General features: G+C 62.4%; 13 protein-coding genes. 5 read left to right on the top strand and 8 right to left on the bottom strand.

Annotated elements, in window-relative coordinates:
• Positions 1–30 precede the first annotated feature (30 nt).
• Together ACL58G_RS24745 and ACL58G_RS24740 are read right to left on the bottom strand one after the other, a co-directional pair.
• Entirely contained in the window at positions 31–1,371 is a 1,341-nt protein-coding gene (locus tag ACL58G_RS24745; RefSeq protein ID WP_440963509.1) for an enolase C-terminal domain-like protein, read from the bottom strand.
• Positions 1,372–1,488: 117 nt separating this feature from the next.
• Complete coding sequence (locus ACL58G_RS24740) at positions 1,489–2,376, bottom strand: LysR family transcriptional regulator (protein WP_413387905.1); 888 nt, start codon at positions 2,374–2,376, stop codon at positions 1,489–1,491.
• Between the two features lie 518 nt (positions 2,377–2,894).
• On the opposite strand from ACL58G_RS24740, the gene ACL58G_RS24735 reads away from it, so the two are divergent.
• Complete coding sequence (locus ACL58G_RS24735; RefSeq protein WP_440963508.1) at positions 2,895–3,932, top strand: LacI family DNA-binding transcriptional regulator; 1,038 nt, start codon at positions 2,895–2,897, stop codon at positions 3,930–3,932.
• On the opposite strand, the gene ACL58G_RS24730 is transcribed toward ACL58G_RS24735, so the two are convergent.
• The gene (locus tag ACL58G_RS24730; protein ID WP_440963507.1) at positions 3,929–7,069 is read right to left on the bottom strand and encodes a TonB-dependent receptor; all 3,141 of its coding nucleotides are present in this window, start codon (positions 7,067–7,069) and stop codon (positions 3,929–3,931) included. The genes ACL58G_RS24735 and ACL58G_RS24730 overlap by 4 nt on opposite strands.
• 910 nt (positions 7,070–7,979) lie before the next feature.
• Between ACL58G_RS24730 and ACL58G_RS24725 the strand changes: the two genes are divergently transcribed.
• Genes ACL58G_RS24725 through ACL58G_RS24715 form a run of 3 tightly spaced genes read left to right on the top strand, consistent with a single transcriptional unit; the run spans position 7,980 to position 9,441 of the window.
• On the top strand, positions 7,980–8,474 hold the full coding sequence (locus ACL58G_RS24725) for a helix-turn-helix domain-containing protein (protein WP_440963506.1): 495 nt from the start codon (positions 7,980–7,982) through the stop codon (positions 8,472–8,474).
• Complete coding sequence (locus ACL58G_RS24720) at positions 8,443–8,979, top strand: IS630 family transposase (protein ID WP_440963505.1); 537 nt, start codon at positions 8,443–8,445, stop codon at positions 8,977–8,979. Before ACL58G_RS24725 ends, ACL58G_RS24720 begins: the two co-directional genes overlap by 32 nt.
• Before the next feature lie 39 nt (positions 8,980–9,018).
• Positions 9,019–9,441, top strand: a complete 423-nt coding sequence (locus ACL58G_RS24715; protein ID WP_413387911.1) for a hemerythrin domain-containing protein — start codon at positions 9,019–9,021, stop codon at positions 9,439–9,441.
• Between the two features lie 70 nt (positions 9,442–9,511).
• Here the strand turns inward: ACL58G_RS24715 and ACL58G_RS24710 are convergent, their stop codons facing one another.
• Positions 9,512–9,964, bottom strand: a complete 453-nt coding sequence (locus ACL58G_RS24710) for an RrF2 family transcriptional regulator (RefSeq protein WP_440963504.1) — start codon at positions 9,962–9,964, stop codon at positions 9,512–9,514.
• 321 nt (positions 9,965–10,285) lie between these two features.
• Here ACL58G_RS24710 and ACL58G_RS24705 point away from each other — a divergent pair, with 321 nt between their 5' ends.
• On the top strand, positions 10,286–11,977 hold the full coding sequence (locus ACL58G_RS24705) for a glycoside hydrolase family 43 protein (RefSeq protein WP_440963503.1): 1,692 nt from the start codon (positions 10,286–10,288) through the stop codon (positions 11,975–11,977).
• A gap of 5 nt (positions 11,978–11,982) precedes the next feature.
• On the opposite strand, the gene ACL58G_RS24700 is transcribed toward ACL58G_RS24705, so the two are convergent.
• From ACL58G_RS24700 to ACL58G_RS24685, 4 genes are read right to left on the bottom strand one after another with little or no spacing between them, the layout of a single operon-like run.
• Complete coding sequence (locus ACL58G_RS24700; RefSeq protein ID WP_440963502.1) at positions 11,983–12,903, bottom strand: alpha/beta hydrolase; 921 nt, start codon at positions 12,901–12,903, stop codon at positions 11,983–11,985.
• A gap of 23 nt (positions 12,904–12,926) precedes the next feature.
• Positions 12,927–14,177 carry a hypothetical protein gene (locus ACL58G_RS24695; protein WP_440963501.1) on the bottom strand — a complete coding sequence of 417 codons (1,251 nt, stop codon included), beginning with the start codon at positions 14,175–14,177 and terminating at the stop codon, positions 12,927–12,929.
• Positions 14,174–15,199: a hypothetical protein gene (locus tag ACL58G_RS24690; protein WP_413387920.1), complete on the bottom strand. Its 1,026-nt coding sequence runs from the start codon at positions 15,197–15,199 to the stop codon at positions 14,174–14,176. Before ACL58G_RS24690 ends, ACL58G_RS24695 begins: the two co-directional genes overlap by 4 nt.
• A complete protein-coding gene (locus ACL58G_RS24685; RefSeq protein ID WP_413387922.1) occupies positions 15,196–16,374 on the bottom strand; it encodes a cytochrome P450 in 1,179 nt (392 codons plus the stop codon). The genes ACL58G_RS24690 and ACL58G_RS24685 overlap by 4 nt, the downstream gene beginning before the upstream one ends.
• Positions 16,375–16,379: the final 5 nt, after the last annotated feature.

Below are 16,379 nucleotides of genomic sequence, written 5' to 3'. Positions count from 1 at the left end.
TTCAATGCATTGCACTGGCGCTTGCTGGAATCAACGCAACATGCAAGGGCGCTTGTTATCGAATTTCCAGCCGGGGATCAGGAATTGCATTGCGGCCGCGTCGTCGCGGACGCCCGTCCCCAGGTTCTTGTAATCCTGATGGGCTTTTTCAAGCTCGACCATATCGATGTCGATGCCGAGCCCCGGTTTTTGCGGCAGCCGTACCGCGCCTCCCTCGATCTTCAGGGGGTCCTTCGTCAGGCGTTGGCCGTCCTGCCAGATCCAGTGCGTGTCGATCGCGGTGACACGGCCAGGCGCAGCCGCTCCCACATGGGTGAACATGGCGAGCGAAATATCGAAATGATTGTTCGAGTGCGATCCCCAGGTCAGGCCGAACATCTCGCACAGCTGCGCGACGCGAACAGATCCCTGCATCGTCCAGAAATGGGGATCCGCCAGCGGGATATCGACGGACTGCAGCTGGATCGAATGTGCCATCTGGCGGAAATCGGTCGCGATCATGTTGGTGGCGGTCGGCAGACCCGTCGCGCGCCGGAACTCCGCCATGACCTCACGTCCCGAAAAACCGTTCTCGGCGCCACAAGGATCCTCGGCATAGGCAAGCACGTTGCCCCGGTCGCGGCAGACCCGGATCGCCTCGCTCAGCGACCATGCCCCGTTTGGATCGAGCGTGACGCGGGCATCGGGAAACCGCTCATGCAAGGCGATCGCGGCGTCCATCTCTTCGTTGGCGGAAAACACACCGCCCTTGAGCTTGAAATCATTGAAGCCATAGCGGGCATGGGCCGCCTCCGCAAGCTTCACGACTGCGTCGGGGGTCAGGGCCGGCTGGTTACGAAGCCGCAGCCAGGCATCCTCGCCAGCGGGCTCGGCGCGGTAACCCAGCGTTGTCCGGTCACGGTCGCCGATATAAAACAGGTAGCCGAGCATGTCGACGGCGTCGCGTTGAATCCCGTCTCCCAGCAGGGCCGCTACGGGAACGCCCAGAAACTGGCCCAGCAAGTCCAATAACGCCGATTCGACGCCGGTTACCGCGTGGATGGCCGTACGCAGATCATAGGTCTGCGTGCCCCGGCCGCCGGCGTCGCGGTCCGCAAACGCCGTCCGCATGGCGCCCAGCACGCTGTTGTACTCGCCAAGCGATTTGCCGACGACGAGCGCTCGCGCATCGTCGATCGTGCGGCGAATGCTCTCGCCGCCAGGTACCTCCCCGAGGCCCGTATTGCCGCTGCTGTCGGTCAGGATAATGACGTTGCGTGTGAACCAGGGGCCATGGGCGCCGCTCAGGTTCAGGAGCATACTGTCCTGGCCGGCAACAGGTACGACGCGCAGATCGGTTACGACGGGAGCATTCTTGACGGCACTATTCATGAGTAAGCTGGAAGTGATCGATGGCGTTGACAAACTGAAACGATCTTATACTTCTAGCTTATTCTGTCCAAATCAATCAATGACTCGATTGATCCACTAATTGAATGTTGGCCTCGGCTATTCGTTCGAGCCAAACGATGGCAAGACTTCTTCCAGGAAAAGACCGAGCGCGGGATTGTCGTTGTCCCGCCGCCAGGCGCCAATCGTCTCGACAGGCTCCGTTTGTATCGGAAGAAAAGCAACGTTATTGAATTGCAGGCTCGTTGCGCTTTCGGCGATCAGTGCGGCGCCGAGTCCGGCGCGCACGAGCGCCAGCATCGTGTGGACCTGGCCGACATGCTCGACGATGTCCGGAATCACGCCTGCGCTTTGAAAACGGGCGTTCAGCATGTGATAAAAGGGCCTGGCTTCCTGTGGTGAATACATGACGAACGGCTTTCCGTGAAGGCAATCGAGCGTCGGTTCTTTTGGCCACTGATCAACGGATTCGGCAGGCACGGCGAGCATGAGCGGTTCGCTGAGAAGGACCTTGCTTTCCAGCTCGTTATTCAAAAGGTGAGGGCGCATCAGGCCAATGTCCAGTTGTCTGGCATTCAGCGCCTCGACCTGGCTGGTACTGACCAGCTCTTTAAGGGAAAGTGCAATACCGGGACGGCAATCGCGTAAGCGACGGACGACTTCCGGAAGCAGGCTATATCCGGAAGCGGACGTGAAACCGATCGTCAGCGCCCCTTGCTCTCCTTTTGCGACACGACGCGCTTTTAAAGAGGCCTGCTCCGCGAAGCGTAAAATCTGCGTTGCCTCGGGTAAAAACGCTTTCCCGGCGGCGGTAAGACGTACTACTCTGCTATTTCGTTCGAGAAGTTGCGCGCCAACGTGGTGTTCCAAAAGCCTGATTTGGCGACTGAGGGGAGGTTGAGTCATATTCAACCTTTCCGCGGCGCGACTGAAATGTAATTCCTCGGCCACGGCAACGAAACAACGGAGCTGACTTAATTCAAACATCGATTTATTCCTTAAATCATGAGTCAGCCGGCGTGAAGATTATCGAGATTGTTTATTTTGGTTCCTCCAGGAAAGGCCTACCGTGCGCGAGCACAGCGTACCGGTTGGCGTATTGATAAAACAGACCGGGTTCGGGGTGGATGCCGTTTGGTCCGATCATACTTAGGGTAGTGCAGTTATCAATACTAATCCATGCATTTATTGTATGGTGAAATACAATAATCGTATTTTTTGTGCAGATTTTTCTGCCGGGGTACTTCGCCGCTCCCGGCCTGTCCATTGAACGATCCAATACCGGATTTCACTCAATTCATTCGTTGTATCGGCAGGAATACGATTTGAATCGGGTTATTCGGTGTGTTGCTGTAATATGGTTTCGTACCTCGGTTTCTCGTCTCCTCTCGCCCGGAATCGGGTATTAATGCCCTGTTCACCGAAAGGCAGACAGGGCATTTTTTTGACATATTGTTGCTTGTGGTGGCGCGCAGATCCGCACGAAACCTCCCTGGGTTCGAACCATGAAAAAATCTCGGATCGACGATACGTGCCGAAGTTTTGCTCACGGCGAAATTCCAACGCTTGCCGACGTCGCGAGATTCGCCGGCGTCTCCGTCATGAGCGTATGGAGAACCATGAACGGAGAGTCGGCAGTCACTGAGCGTACCCGGCGCAAGGTCGCCGCTGCGCTCGAGGCACTGCACTACGCGCCGAATGATCAGGCGCGCATTCTGGCCGGTTCCAGAACTGTCCGGATCGGTGTCGTTCACAACCAGGATTCCCGTTTTCTGAGCGAATTCCTGCTGAATCTCTTTAATCAATCTGTCGTCAATAATGTGAATTTGGTCGTTACCAGGGACATACGGGTCGACGGGGTGATCTTTTTGCCACCACCCTATTCGGACGAAATGCCAACAAGAGCTTTCTGCGCACCGGACATGCCTTCCGTAGTGATTGGGTCCGCATTCAGCGACGAGCATGTCAGCGCCGTGTATGGCGACGACCGCGAGGCGGCATACAAAATGGCAAGCCACCTGATTCGTCTCGGCCATCATCGAATCGGCTTCATCTCCGGACCCAGGGATAATATGGTCGGCATCCGTCGCCTGGAAGGATATCGTCGCGCTGTCGACGAAAATGGGGTAGACGGGTCCGATCATCTTGTCGTGTGCGGCGACTTCACTTATCGATCAGGCCTGGATGCGGCACAACGATTGCTCGGTTTATCGAAGCGTCCAACGGCGATTTTCGCAAGCAGCGACGACATGGCAGCTGCGGCAGTCGCGGTCGCGTTTCGTCTCGGCTTGAATGTCCCCAGCGATCTGACTGTGACGGGTTTCGGTAACACCACGATTGCAACATCGAACTGGCCCGAACTGACGACGCTGAAATATCCGGTTGCCGACATGGCGGGCCTGGCGATACATGCGCTTCTTCGGCAAGTGCGGGCCGTACGCGAGGGACGGGCGCCGAGTGTAGAGCGATCCAGTATGAGCCTTGACATCGTGCGGAGACAGTCGGACGCCGCCCCGCGACTGCGGGGCGGCAGAAAGTGTTAGAAGGTACTACGCAGTGACAGCGTATAACTGCGGCCAGGGATATTTTGGTTAAACACGGCGCCGTTGAATTGCGTGTAGGTCTGGCTGATCGCGTTGTTCACGTTCCATACACTCAACGTCAGGTCCGTGTTGTAACCGAAACCGAAGACCTTTTTCAGATTCATGCCTGCTGACAAGTCCACCTGCTGGCGCCCGGTACTGTACGCGTAGGCGCCCCCTGGTACCGTCAGGCCGGTGTTGACGTTGACGACCGTGGATGCCTGATACTGGCGCGTCACGCGCAGGTTCACCCCGTTACGCTCGTAATACAGGGTCAGGTTGTTGGTGCGTGGCGGCACGCCGGAGACGGGCGGCGCATTCGGGGTCTCGTCTTTCTGCCTGGTGTAGGTAAAGTTACCGGTAAAGCCGAAGCCCTTCACCGGCAACATATCCAGCGCTTGCTGCCAGGTGAGTTCGACACCGCGAATCTTCAGCTTCGTGGCGATGTTGTAGGGCTCGGTGATCTCGACCAGGTGCTTGTCCGGGCCACCGCTCGCATCGACGGATTGCTGTTGCGCTGCCGTCAGGCCGACCGTGCCATAGATCTGGTTCAGCTGGGCGAGCGTGTACTGCACGATGTGCGTGCCGGGACGGTCGACGATGTCCTTGGCGAACGCGCCCAAGGCCAGATAGGAGTCGCGCGACATATAGTATTCCAGACCCAGGTCCAGGTTATTGGCCTGGAACGGTTTGAGATCCGGATTGGTGATGCTGCCCTGGCGCGCACCCTGGTCGCCGATGGAGAGCCTGGTCTGGCGCAGGTCGGCGGGATTCGCCCGCGTCATCGATTTCGACGCGGCAATCCGGGCAATCATCTTCGGCGTGATGTTATAGGCGAGCGTCGCCGACGGCAGCAGGTTGTGGTAAGTCACGGTTTCGTACGACCAGGTTCCAACGGAAGGATAGAGGCCGCCGTTTTGCAGCGTCGCGTTGCGAGGATCCGCAGTGGCCGCGAGGTCGCCGATCGTCTGCCGCGTACGGGCATAGCGGACGCCGGCGTTGAAGCGCAGGGTCCGGCCATACACGTTCAGCCGGCCATTCGTTTCGACATAGGCGCCACCCACGGCTTCACGGATGTAGCCGCCACTGCCGCTAAAGAAACCTTTGTAAATGTTGTCGCGGAAATATTGGTAATTGGTGTCTTTGGCGAACTTGTTCCAGTCTAGGGTAATGAAACCATGGTCCGTCGGCTGCAGGTAATTTGCCAGTGCTGTATTCGGGACGAGCGAGCCGAGGTACGCCAGCGGCGTGGTCTGGCCGGCTGAAGAACCCGTACCGTAGCCCGGATAGGCGGTGGCGGCATTCGTCATCGGCCCCGGGGCGTACCGTCCGTCGCAACCGGGGGACTGGATCTGGGTGTTGGGACCGAAGAACGTATAGTTGAGGTTGTTGCCGCAAGTAACGTTGGCCCAGGCATCGGCGACCGTATAGCTGCGGTAACGCCGTTCGATATCGTCGTAGGTGCCGCCGACCTTGATACTGAAGTCGTCGTCGCCCCATTTGACGTTCAGGCGCGTGCCGCGCGTCGAATTGCTGCGTTCGTACAAATCCATGACCAGGCCCGACATGCCCTGGCCCGCCTGGTACCAGCCGAAGTTGCTCGGATCGTTGGGGTTCAGGTTGCCGGTGAACGTCGGCGGTTGGCCGGGCGTCGTGTTGTCGTAGGTGATGACCGACGGCGCTGCCATGGTCGCGACCTTAACCTGCGGCATGTCCCGGGAGAACTTGCTGAGCGTGTAGTTGAATGCGCCGTCGATCGTCCACTTGTCGCTCGGGCGCCACTCGAAGCCGGGGTTAAGGCTGCGGAACTTGGTCTTGTCGATATCCGGGCGGTATTCCAGTCCCCAGAACGTGTTGGCCAGGGTCGCTTTCGTAATGACGCAACCGATCGTGCAATCGCTGCGGTCGAATTCCATGCCGATGGGGATGGGCGTATTGGCACGTGTGCCCACGTTCATCGCCTGCCATTCCATCTCATTGCGCTTTTGCGCGAACACCGTGTCGAAGTAGAGGTTCCAATCCTCGTTCGGCTGCCATTGCACGCTGATCACTTCGCCTGCGCGGCGGCGTTGGCCTTCGAACACCTGATGCCGGCCCAGGCGGCCCATCAGTCCATTGTCGATCTGCTGGATGGTGGCACCCGGGTTGAGCGCCAATAACATCGCCCGGTCGATCGTGGCGCCAGGCACGAGGACCGAACGGGCGTAATCCGGCAACAGGTTCAAAGGCAGGCCTGCCGGCACCTTGTCCGGTGTCGATTGCGACCCGCCCCCCGTGCTGTTCGGGTTGTCCGCGGCGTTGGCCTGGAACGATTTCAACTGGAGATTCCGCATGTCGACGGTGTCGAATGCGTCGGTACGGTACTTGGTCATGCCCCAGGCGACGCCGCCCAGGATCCCGAACTTGCCGAACCTGCTGGTGTTCCAGGTATTGCTGATCAGGGCCGAACCCGTCGTACCCGGCTTCTTGTCCCTGTCGCGGTAATTGCCGCTGAGCGTAAAGGCCGACCGGAAGCCGGCTTTATCGAATGGCCGGACGCTGCGCATGTCCACGGTTCCCGCGATGCCGCCCTCGATGACGCTGGCCTGCTGGCTCTTGTACACCGTCGCGCTGCGGAACAGTTCGGACGGAAGAAAGTCCATGTCGACTTCCCGGTTGGCGCTGATATTGCCGCCCCAGCTGCCCGCCGATGCGGACGCCATCGGCGCACCGTTCAGCAGCACCCGGGTAAATGCCGGGCCCATGCCGCGAATCGAGACGTTCATGCCCTCGCCATCGATCGACGCCCGGGTGACCGTCACACCGGGTACGCGCGACAACGCGTCTGCGATGTTCGGATCGGGGAACTTGCCCATGTCTTCCGAAAACACGGTATCGCTCAAGCCGATATTCTCGCGCTTTTCGTTCGCAGACAGGGCCAGCGAACTGCGATAACCGGTCACGGTGACTTTCTCGACATTCTCCTTTGCGGCGGTTTTATCCGATTCGGACGCGGATTGTGCGTAGGCATTCGAAATGAGCGCCGCCATCAGCGTGAGCGTAAAAACGTTGGATCCGACACGGCCGCGGGGTTGGCATGGTGTTCTATGGTTTTTCAAGCTTATCTCCGTTTATTGAATATTTTTTGTTCCGGCGGAATAGAGCGGGTTCGCGCCGGCGCCATATAACGGTATCTTTTCGCTTTAACAAAATGCCAATTCTAATTTTGATTCAGTCAATACAATATTTGGATTCCTTTGTTCTACGCTCTGTAAGCACACGGGGACCGGTTCGCTATCAACAAAATGTTGTGCGCTAACATGCAACATTTGTCATTACGGCGCGAGCGTTGACTTCAGCCTCGTCACAGAGAAGGATTGGGAATGGATACGCTTATTGAATCGCACGGATACCAAGCGTAGATAGGTGGGTCGTCTGGATGGCGGTCACTTGTTAGTTGGCCGCGGACGATGTTATGGATGTTCATACGCTGGAAGGGAGCGAATTCATGCATTCAGCGAAGCGGGCCGGAATTCATTTGTCTATCGTCTTCAGCAATGTTTTGTGGCTACTTTTAACCGTATATTTTTTCAAACGCTGATTTTTAGCTGCGATATTTATCGTAGCCAAGGGCTGCATTAATCGGTTTCCAGTCGATGTCGCAAGCGTGCGAACGAGGCATCGCCATTGCCGACGGAGTCACGGACGCGCGAGTCAGAATCAGGTCGCGGCACCAGATGCGATGGATCGAGCACGTCGTAGGCGGCCGAGCTGCGAAAGCAGGTATGCAGTTTGATGTGCCACCTCGCCGGCGGGAGGGTGCCCGGCGCCTTCGCAACACGATCCGTCGAGATGACGCGCTACGTAATCGAGCATGGCCGGCCGCAGGGTTCTCCGTTCTGACCGGCCCCGCCAGATTGCGTGTTGGTTTTAAAGATGTATTTAATTTCCATGTTTAAGGAAAATCCCCTAAGTAGTCTTCCAGTTTTTGCTGTCAAAGTCGATCAGGCAAGGTAGCAGGAGCTAAAGATGAAGCTGCTGGAACTGTCGAAAGACGAACGACGGACGCTGCGGGAAATGGGAATTTTCCATCCGCACCCGAGGGCCCGGATGCGGGCGCAGGGAATTTTACGGTTGAGTCAGGGGCTGACGTTGCAGCAGACTGCGGACGAGTTCATGGTGCATCTGAACAGCGTCGAGCAGTGGCGGCAACGCTGGAACAAGTTCGGGTTGGCCGGACTGTACGAAGGCCGCCACACTGGCCGACCAAAGAAGTGGACGTCCGAACAGCGGCAAGCGCTGGGCGAGTTGGCGCAGTCTGAGGGCGGCACAGTGGTCGCACTGCTGCGTCATATCGGGCGGCAGCAGGAACAGGCGCCGATCAGCGAGAACACCGCCGTACGCTATCTCAAAGAGATGAATTTCAGCTACAAGCGCTACCGGTACAGTTTAAAAAAAACGCAACCAGAAGGCCTTCGAACGCGCCAGCAGGGTGATTGGGGAACTGGGCCGGCTCGATCATGAGCAGCGATGCGAACTGCTGTATTTTGACGAATCGGGTTTCAGTCCAAATCCGCCGGTGCAATATGGCTGGACGCGGATCGGCCAAACGCGTTCGGTCGAACCCCTGGCGCACCGGCAGCGCGTGAACGTGCTGGGAGCATTGCGCCACGACGGCCGGTTGATCTGGACTACTCAGCAGAGGCCGACCACGCGCGATGATGTCATCGCTTTCTTTGATCGGATAGCTGACCAGCCGCACTCGGTGCCACGCATTGTCCTGCTCGATAATGCTGGGATCCACAAAGGCGACGAAATGGAAAAACAGCGACGCCGCTGGGCCAAGAAGGGGCTGTGCTTGTACTATCTGCCGCCGTACAGCCCAGAACTCAACCGCATCGAGATATTGTGGAAGCACGCCAAATACTTCTGGCGCCGATTCGCCAGCGTCAACGGCGCCGACCTACTGGCCGAGATCCAGTCCCTGATGAAAGGTTTCGGCAGCGAATTCACCGTAAATTTTGGGTGAGTACTTAGACTTGAGCCATTCCGACAACCCGAACCTGTCATGAACATCGACAAATTCAAAGCGCAGCACATCGCCATCCTTGACGGCATCGCTCGCCTGCGCGAGGCGACGCAGGGTGGGATCGTGGAAAACGCCGCGTCCATCGCCGCGCATGTCGTCAAGCTGAGCGGCACTGTGAAGCTCCACCTCAGGGTCGAAGACAGCGTGCTCTACCCGGGGCTCGCGAGCGACGTGAATCCCAGGCTCGCGAGATTGGGGGAACGCTACCAGCGCGAGATGGACGGCATCGCCAGCGCGTATTTTGAGTTCGCTACCAGGTGGAATCTCGCGAACCGTGTCGAAGCCAATCCTGAAGGCTTTCGTGCCGACGCGAACCGTGTCCTGCGCGTGCTGTTCGAACGGATGAAGCGCGAAGACACCGAGTTCTATCCGGCGATCGAGGCCGCCCATCCGCCTGCGTAAGCCCGGCATCTACAAGATCCAGTCCAGGTACGACGATATTTTCCTCGCCGGCGCCAAGACCGGCGCACCGTCAGCGGACGGTCTTTTTACGGTGTACCTTGATCGGGGTCTCGCGCGGCGGCGGTTCCGGCAGGAGGTCGGCAAGCGTACGGCGGTCGAGCGCGGCGAGATACGCTGCCGTCGCGTCCTGCAGGACGCCTTTCAGGCGGCAGGCGCCGGTCAGTCCGCAGGGCGCGCCGTCCGGATCGAAACATTCGGCCATGTAGAAGTCGGTTTCGCTATTGCGGATGACGTCGCCGAGGTTGATGTCCTTCGGCGCATGCGCCAAGCGAAAACCACCGGAGCGCCCCCGGACGGTCTCGATGACGCCGCTGCGGCCCAGTTCGAACACGACTTTCATCAGGTGGTTCCTCGATATGCCGTGCAGGTCCGCGATTTCCTGGATGGTGACGAGGCGGTCCTGGTGGCTACCGAGATGAAGCAGCGTACGCAATGTATAGTCGGTGAAGGATGTCAGGCGCATGGTCCAGACAAGTATAAGGCATATATGTTATGCGGTCTCCGGCCTGCTTGCGGTTCCTTATCGAGGGCCGGTTCCAGGGCGTCGCCAGCGTCGACTTCATGCTGGCGCGGCCGCCGACAGTCTGCAGCAGCAGGCCGACCGGCTCGTGGCGCTGGTGGGGCAGTTCGGTACGGATGGCGCCCGGGCAGCCGATCGATACCGTTTATGTATTAATTAATCCAAACAAAGCATTGGTTTTGGATAATTAGTTGACATAGAGTGGCTCCCACGCAAGAACCGGAACAGCGCACAGGCTGGTCCAGCATCGGGAGCTCGATCCACATGAAAAAATATTCCGTACGGGCCATGTGTCTCCTGGGCGCACTGGCCCTGGGCACCGCCTCTTCCATGGCGCCAGCCGTTGCAGCAGACGCCCCAGGCGCGACCGTCGCGCGCTTCGAGCGGTTTTCCTACCAGGGCCAGTCCCAGGAAAACGTCCGGCCGCGCGCCGGCGAGTTCGTCAATCCGATATTGAGCGGCTATTACCCGGACCCGTCGATCACGCGCGTGGGCGACGATTACTACCTGGTGAATTCCTCGTTCACGAATTTCCCGGGATTGCCCGTCTTCCGCTCCAGGGATCTCGTCAACTGGACGCAGGTCGGCAACGCGCTCGACCGCCCCGGCCAGGTCGATTTCACCGGCGTGCGCGCATCGCAGGGCATTTATGCGCCGGACATCTCTTACCACGACGGCACGTTCTATATCGTCACCACGTGTTCGAGCTGCCCGGGCGGCACCGGGAGTTTCGTCATCACGGCGAAGGATCCGGCCGGCCAGTGGTCGCAACCGGTCACGATCCGGGGCTTGCAGGGCATCGATCCGTCCCTCGTCTGGGATGACGGCAAGCTTTACGTCGTATACAACAATGCCCCGGAAGGCCAGCCGCGCTACGACGGCCATCGCGCGATCTGGCTCGCGGAGCTGGACCCGCGCACTTTGCAGTTCGCCGGCAAGCCGAAAGTCCTCGTCGACGGCGGCGTGGCGCCCGACAAGCGGCCGATCTGGATCGAGGGCCCGCACATCTTCAAGAAGGATGGCCACTACTACCTCATCTGCGCCGAAGGCGGGACTGCCGACAACCACTCCGAAGTCGTGCTCCGGTCCGATACCGTCACGGGACCCTATGTGCCGGGGCCCGTCAATCCGATCCTGACGCAGCGCGACCTGGATCCGAAACGTCCGCATCCCGTCACCACGGCCGGCCACGCCGATTTCGTGCAGACGCAGAACGGACAATGGTGGGCTGTCTTCCTGGCGACGCGGCCTTATCCGGGCAATTTCTTTAACATCGGGCGCGAAACCTTCATGCTGCCCGTCGACTGGAAGGATGGCTGGCCGCTGATCCTGGAGCAGGGCAAGACGGTGCCGTATGCCGTCGCCAAGCCCGCCTTGCCGGCGCAGCCGCCCGCACCGGTGCCCACCAGCGGCAACTTCGCGTACGTCGACGAATTCGATGGCCCGCTGTCCTCGGCCTGGATCGGCATCCGCATTCCGCGTGCGCCGTTGTACTCCGTCGAACGCGGCGCACTGGTTCTGCGTGCCGGCGCGCCGCTGGGCGACCTGCGCGGCGTGCCCGCCTTCGTCGGCCGGCGCCAGCAGCATCACGTCGCGACCGTATCGACCGTCGTCGACTTCGTGCCGCAACGCGATGGCGACCGTGCGGGCCTCGTCGCCATGCAGGACGACGGCAACCACGTGTTCCTCGGCCTGGCGCGCAGCGCCGGGAAGAACGTGGTGGCCCTGTACAAGACGGAGGGCGGCAAGGAGACGCTGGTCGCCAGCAAGCCGGTTGTGTCCAAACGGGTCGAACTCGTCATGGACATGGACGGCGGCGAGGCCAGCTACCGCTACCGCGACGGGGATACGACGACGACCCTGGCCGGCAAGCTCGATATCCGCTTCCTGTCGACGCAGAAGGCGGGCGGATTCGTGGGCGTCGTGGTCGGTCCCTACGTGGCCGCCGGACGCTGACGTCGTCAAAACCCCTTGCTCTGCACATGCCATTCCGGCCGTGTGCACAGGCCGCAGCCGGCGCCCAGGAACTGGTGCGCCGCGTTGCGGTCTCCCTTGAGCTGCCAGTCGAGCCACGCGACAACCACCGTACCGAAGGCACCGCCGTTCTCTTCGCGGTACGTGCCCATGTGCGGCGTGTTCTCGCGCCAGAGTCGCACCGCGGGGATGTGGTTCGTGCGCGCGTAGTTGTCTTCCGACTGCGGGAAGGCGGCGTCCCGCGGGTCGCCGGTCAGGTACAACACGCTGCCGTGCAGGGTCGCCAGGTCCGCGATGTCCGCATGCGCGGCGGCGATTTCCCAGCTGCGCCCGTTGGCCGGAAAGACGCCGCTGTTCAGCACCGCGAGCGTGCGCACGCGCGGATCGTGTGCCGCGTCGATCGCCTGCAGGCCGCCGCAGGATTGCCCCATCACGGCGATGCGTGAGCGATCGAGCTTGCCGTGATACGGGCTACCGGGACGGGCGTTCTCCGCGATGGCCCAGTCGATCGCCTGGATCAGCTGGGCCGCGTACGTGGGGGACGGCCGCGTCGACCCCGGCGCCAGCGAGGTGCTCCCCGCCAGTTCCGGATGCGCGGCGGCCGGCGATCCCGGCGCCGGCGCGACGCGCACCGCCTTGTCCCCTGCCGGCACGATCGGGCCGATCGCGACCACCAGGTAGCCATGCGACGCGATTTCCGTCAGAAATGGACGGAACCGGTTGCCGGCGTTCTCGCAGCCGCCGTTCGCGAAGGCGACGATCGGTAGCGGGTCGGCCGGCAGCCGTGCCGGCCGGTAGACCGTGTGGGTCGGCAGGCCGGCGTCTGCTTCCATGACGGCCGGCGCGGCGAGCGCAGCGCCGGCGCCGAGGGTGAGCGTGAGTGCGAAAGCGTGAAGCGGATTGCGCATGCGTGTCTCCTCGAAGTGATCGATCAGTCGGGCCAGTGGCGCAGGAAAGGGGCCGGCTGGTAGTCGACCTGGCGCGGCAGCGCGACTTTCCACTGGCCGCTTTCGCTGCGCCGTACCAGCGCGTCGAGCGCGCCGAGCGTCTGGTCCGACGTGAAGTTGCAATGGCCGGTCTGGCCGAGATAGGCCGCGCGCACCATGCCGTCGCCGCTTTGCGCGCGTACGCGCTGCGCGTAGTCGCCGGTCATCTCGACCAGCGTCACCGGGTCATTGGCCGCCTGCAGCAGCAGGACCGGCGCGGCGACCTTCCCGGTCGGCGCGTAGAACCGCCGCATGTACGCCACCGCGCGGTCGTCGGCCGCGATGCGCGGCGCGCCGGCCAGCCGGGCCAGGTCCGCGCCGAGATCCAGCCCGGCGGCGACGTACATCCGGCGCACGAAGTCCGACTGCCCCGAACGTTCCAGCAGGACGGCATAGTCGATCCCGGTATTCCAGGATGCATTGCCGCCCGCGCGCTGCATCTGCTCCTCGCGCGGCAGCATCGTCGCGGGCAGGAAACCGTCGGCCAGCAGGCGCACGCGGGCGGCGTCATCGACGGGCTGCGGCGTCCACCCCGGCACTTGCGCCAGCGTCGCCGCGAGCGCGATGCGGGCGCGTCCCGCGGGCGTGGCTTGCTGCGCATCGAGCAGCGTCCGCCACGCGGCCAGGTCCTTGCGCATCTGCTCGCCTGAACTCGTCAACAACACCGGCAGCGGGGCCTCCGGCGCGGCCAGCGTGCGCAGCACCCACGGCCCGTCGAGTGCCGCGTTCATCATGCCGACCGTGCCGCCCGCGGAGGCGCACAGCGCGAGCGCGCCGTCGAAGCGTGCCGGCGCGCGCTCGACCAGGGCGATGGTGACCAGGCCGCCCATCGAACTGCCCCAGGCATAGGTGCGTGCGGGCTTGCCGACCGCGGCGGCGAAGGCGTCGAGCGTCGCCAGCTGGTCCGGGATCGCCTCCTCCACGGCCCAGCCGGTGCGCGCGTAGGAGGAGCCGGCCAATGCGTAGCCGGCCGCCAGCAGCGCCTCCTTTTCGGCGCCGGCGACGTTGCGGGCCGGGTTGTCGGGGCCGCGCGCATACCCGTGGCTGAACAGCAGGAGCTTGCCGTTCCACGCGTCCGGCACGTCGAACACCCAGGTGGCGCCGCTGGGCAGGCGTCCTTCGAGATGGCGCGGCGCCCCGGCCGCGCTTGACGCCAGCGGCACGGCCGCCAGCAGGAGAGTCAGGAGTCGCTTCATGGTCGGGAATCCGGTTGGTTCATGAACAGCACGCGCGGCTGGCCGAGGCGTGGGCCGAGGGAGAGCACGACGACGGCGATCGCCAGCAGGGCGGCACCGAGCAGTTCGGCCCGGGTCGGGTAAGGCAGTCCGAAACCGATCGCCAGGACGTACGACGCGACGACGCCCGCGATGATCGATGCCGAACGTTCGAGCGGCACGCAATAGGTGTTCTCGTGCTTGTCGAGCAGGATCAGTGCGGACACGATGGAAATGACGAACAGCGCCACCGACTGGATGACCAGCAGCCAGATGGCGTCGGACGACCATGCGCGCGTGAAGCCGGCATGCACCTGTTCGCCCTGCGGCCCCGGGACGGCGAGGGCGATGACGGCCAGCACCAGGAGCGACAGGGGAATCGACACCACCCGCTCCTCGACGAAATAGCGCTGGGTCGCCGCCGGGTCGGCATTCTTCGCGATCCGGGTCATGACGAACAGGCGGATGAAGTAGCCGATCGTGTACAGGACGATGATCAGCACGAGAAGGGGAGGGACATGGAAACCGTCGCGCGCCGTCACGTTGATCGCAAGGCCCGTCAGCACGAGCGCGAACGCGACCCACGAGTACCAGCGGACCTTGCGGCCGCACAGGAGGTCGACGATCGGCGCGATGATGATGATGTCCCCGCGCATCAGCAGCTGCACGAACGGGATGCTCACGCCGGCAAAGGTATACGAGAGCGGCACCGACACGAGCAGCAGGGTCGCGCCGACCCCGGCGAGGGCGGTCGCGCCGGTCGCGCCGGGAAAACCGCCCAGCCCGCGCATCGGCGTCGCCGCGCGCCACCAGCCCGAGCGCCAGATGAACACGACGAGCAGCGCGCTGCTGAGCGTCAGCGCGACCGGTAATGTCTCGAGACCGGACAGCGGACGGCTCACGACGCCGCTCCTGGGACTCGTGATCAGCTTCGTCAACACGGCATACGGCGCGTACGCGAGAAAGTAGATCAGCAAAAGCCACTCGATCGACAGCCGTTTCATGCGGCCCTCCCTGCGAATGCGACGGGCACCGCGACGGGACCGATTTCCGGCATGCGGGCGGGCACGACCTCGCCGGCGAGCGTGAAGCGGGTCGTGCGGTCGAGGAGCGCTTCCAGCGCGACGGCAAGCTGCAGCCGGGCCAGGCCGGCACCCGGGCACATGTGCGGCCCGCGCCCGAAGGCGACGGATTCCTTCATGTTCGGGCGGTCGAGCCGGAACGTCTCCGCGTCGTCGAACACGGCGGCATCGCGATTGGCCGACGCGTAGACCAGGGCGATCGCCTCGCCCGCGGGAATCGTCACGCCATGCAGCGTGACGTCGCGCGTGGCGGTCCGTGCGAAGCCGCGGTAGGGCGTGTACAGGCGCAGGAATTCCTCGACCGCCGGCGCGATCGCGGCGCGGTCCGTGCGCAGGCGGTCCTGCAGGTCCCGATCGTTCGCCAGGTGGACCACGATCGCGCCGAACACGATCTGCGGCGCGATGATGCCGACCACCAGCACCTGGCGGATCGTGCCGACGATCATGTCGTCGGGCAGCGCCGCGCCGTCCACCCGCACGGCCAGCAGCGCGGCCGTCACGTCGTCAGCCGGGTCGCGCGGATGCGCCTTGCGATCGTCCAGCAGGTGCACGGCCAGGTCGTAGAGCAGCGCACTGTTGTCCTTCGTCGCTTCCGGGTCGGACATGCCGACCGCGCGGGCATACTTGCGCGCGACGTCCGCCAGCCATTCGGCCTGTTCGAGCGGCAAATTCATCCATTCGGCGAACACACGGATCGGCACCACGGAGGCGTAGTCGCCGCACATGTCGCCGCCGCCCTGCGCCACCAGGGGATCGAGCAGCTCGTTGCAGAGGCGTTCGATGTAGGGCCGCAGCCGGTCGACGCGCTTGCCGGCGAGGAGCGGCGTGATCGCCTTGCGGTACGGCGTGTGGTCGGGCGGATCCAGGTGGAGGGGCGGGCGCCGTCCGGACGCCGCGACCCTGGGCACGACGTTCTGCACGGTGGTCGTATAGGTGGCGTAGTCGGCGGCGGCCCGGGCGACGTCCTCGTGGCGCGTCAACGCCCAGAAGCCGCCGAGCTCAATCGTATGGGCGACCGGGCAGCTGGCACGCAGCTCGCGGTACAGTGCGTACGGCGTCTCCAGGGTTTCCGGCAGGGTGGGATCGAAATCGTTCATGGGGT

Source organism: Massilia sp. GER05 (genome assembly GCF_052056005.1).
GTDB classification, from domain to species: Bacteria; Pseudomonadota; Gammaproteobacteria; order Burkholderiales; family Burkholderiaceae_D; genus Telluria; species Telluria orientalis.
Note: the sequence above shows the minus strand (reverse complement) of the source record. Positions and strands in the feature narration are given on the sequence as shown.

Coding starts and splice junctions, on each gene's coding strand:
- ACL58G_RS24745 (WP_440963509.1), bottom strand. CDS start 1,371: ATGAATAGTGCCGTCAAGAATGCTCCCGTCGTAACCGATCTGCGCGTC.
- ACL58G_RS24740 (WP_413387905.1), bottom strand. CDS start 2,376: ATGTTTGAATTAAGTCAGCTCCGTTGTTTCGTTGCCGTGGCCGAGGAA.
- ACL58G_RS24735 (WP_440963508.1), top strand. CDS start 2,895: ATGAAAAAATCTCGGATCGACGATACGTGCCGAAGTTTTGCTCACGGC.
- ACL58G_RS24725 (WP_440963506.1), top strand. CDS start 7,980: ATGAAGCTGCTGGAACTGTCGAAAGACGAACGACGGACGCTGCGGGAA.
- ACL58G_RS24715 (WP_413387911.1), top strand. CDS start 9,019: ATGAACATCGACAAATTCAAAGCGCAGCACATCGCCATCCTTGACGGC.
- ACL58G_RS24710 (WP_440963504.1), bottom strand. CDS start 9,964: ATGCGCCTGACATCCTTCACCGACTATACATTGCGTACGCTGCTTCAT.
- ACL58G_RS24705 (WP_440963503.1), top strand. CDS start 10,286: ATGAAAAAATATTCCGTACGGGCCATGTGTCTCCTGGGCGCACTGGCC.
- ACL58G_RS24700 (WP_440963502.1), bottom strand. CDS start 12,903: ATGCGCAATCCGCTTCACGCTTTCGCACTCACGCTCACCCTCGGCGCC.
- ACL58G_RS24695 (WP_440963501.1), bottom strand. CDS start 14,177: ATGAAGCGACTCCTGACTCTCCTGCTGGCGGCCGTGCCGCTGGCGTCA.
- ACL58G_RS24690 (WP_413387920.1), bottom strand. CDS start 15,199: ATGAAACGGCTGTCGATCGAGTGGCTTTTGCTGATCTACTTTCTCGCG.
- ACL58G_RS24685 (WP_413387922.1), bottom strand. CDS start 16,374: ATGAACGATTTCGATCCCACCCTGCCGGAAACCCTGGAGACGCCGTAC.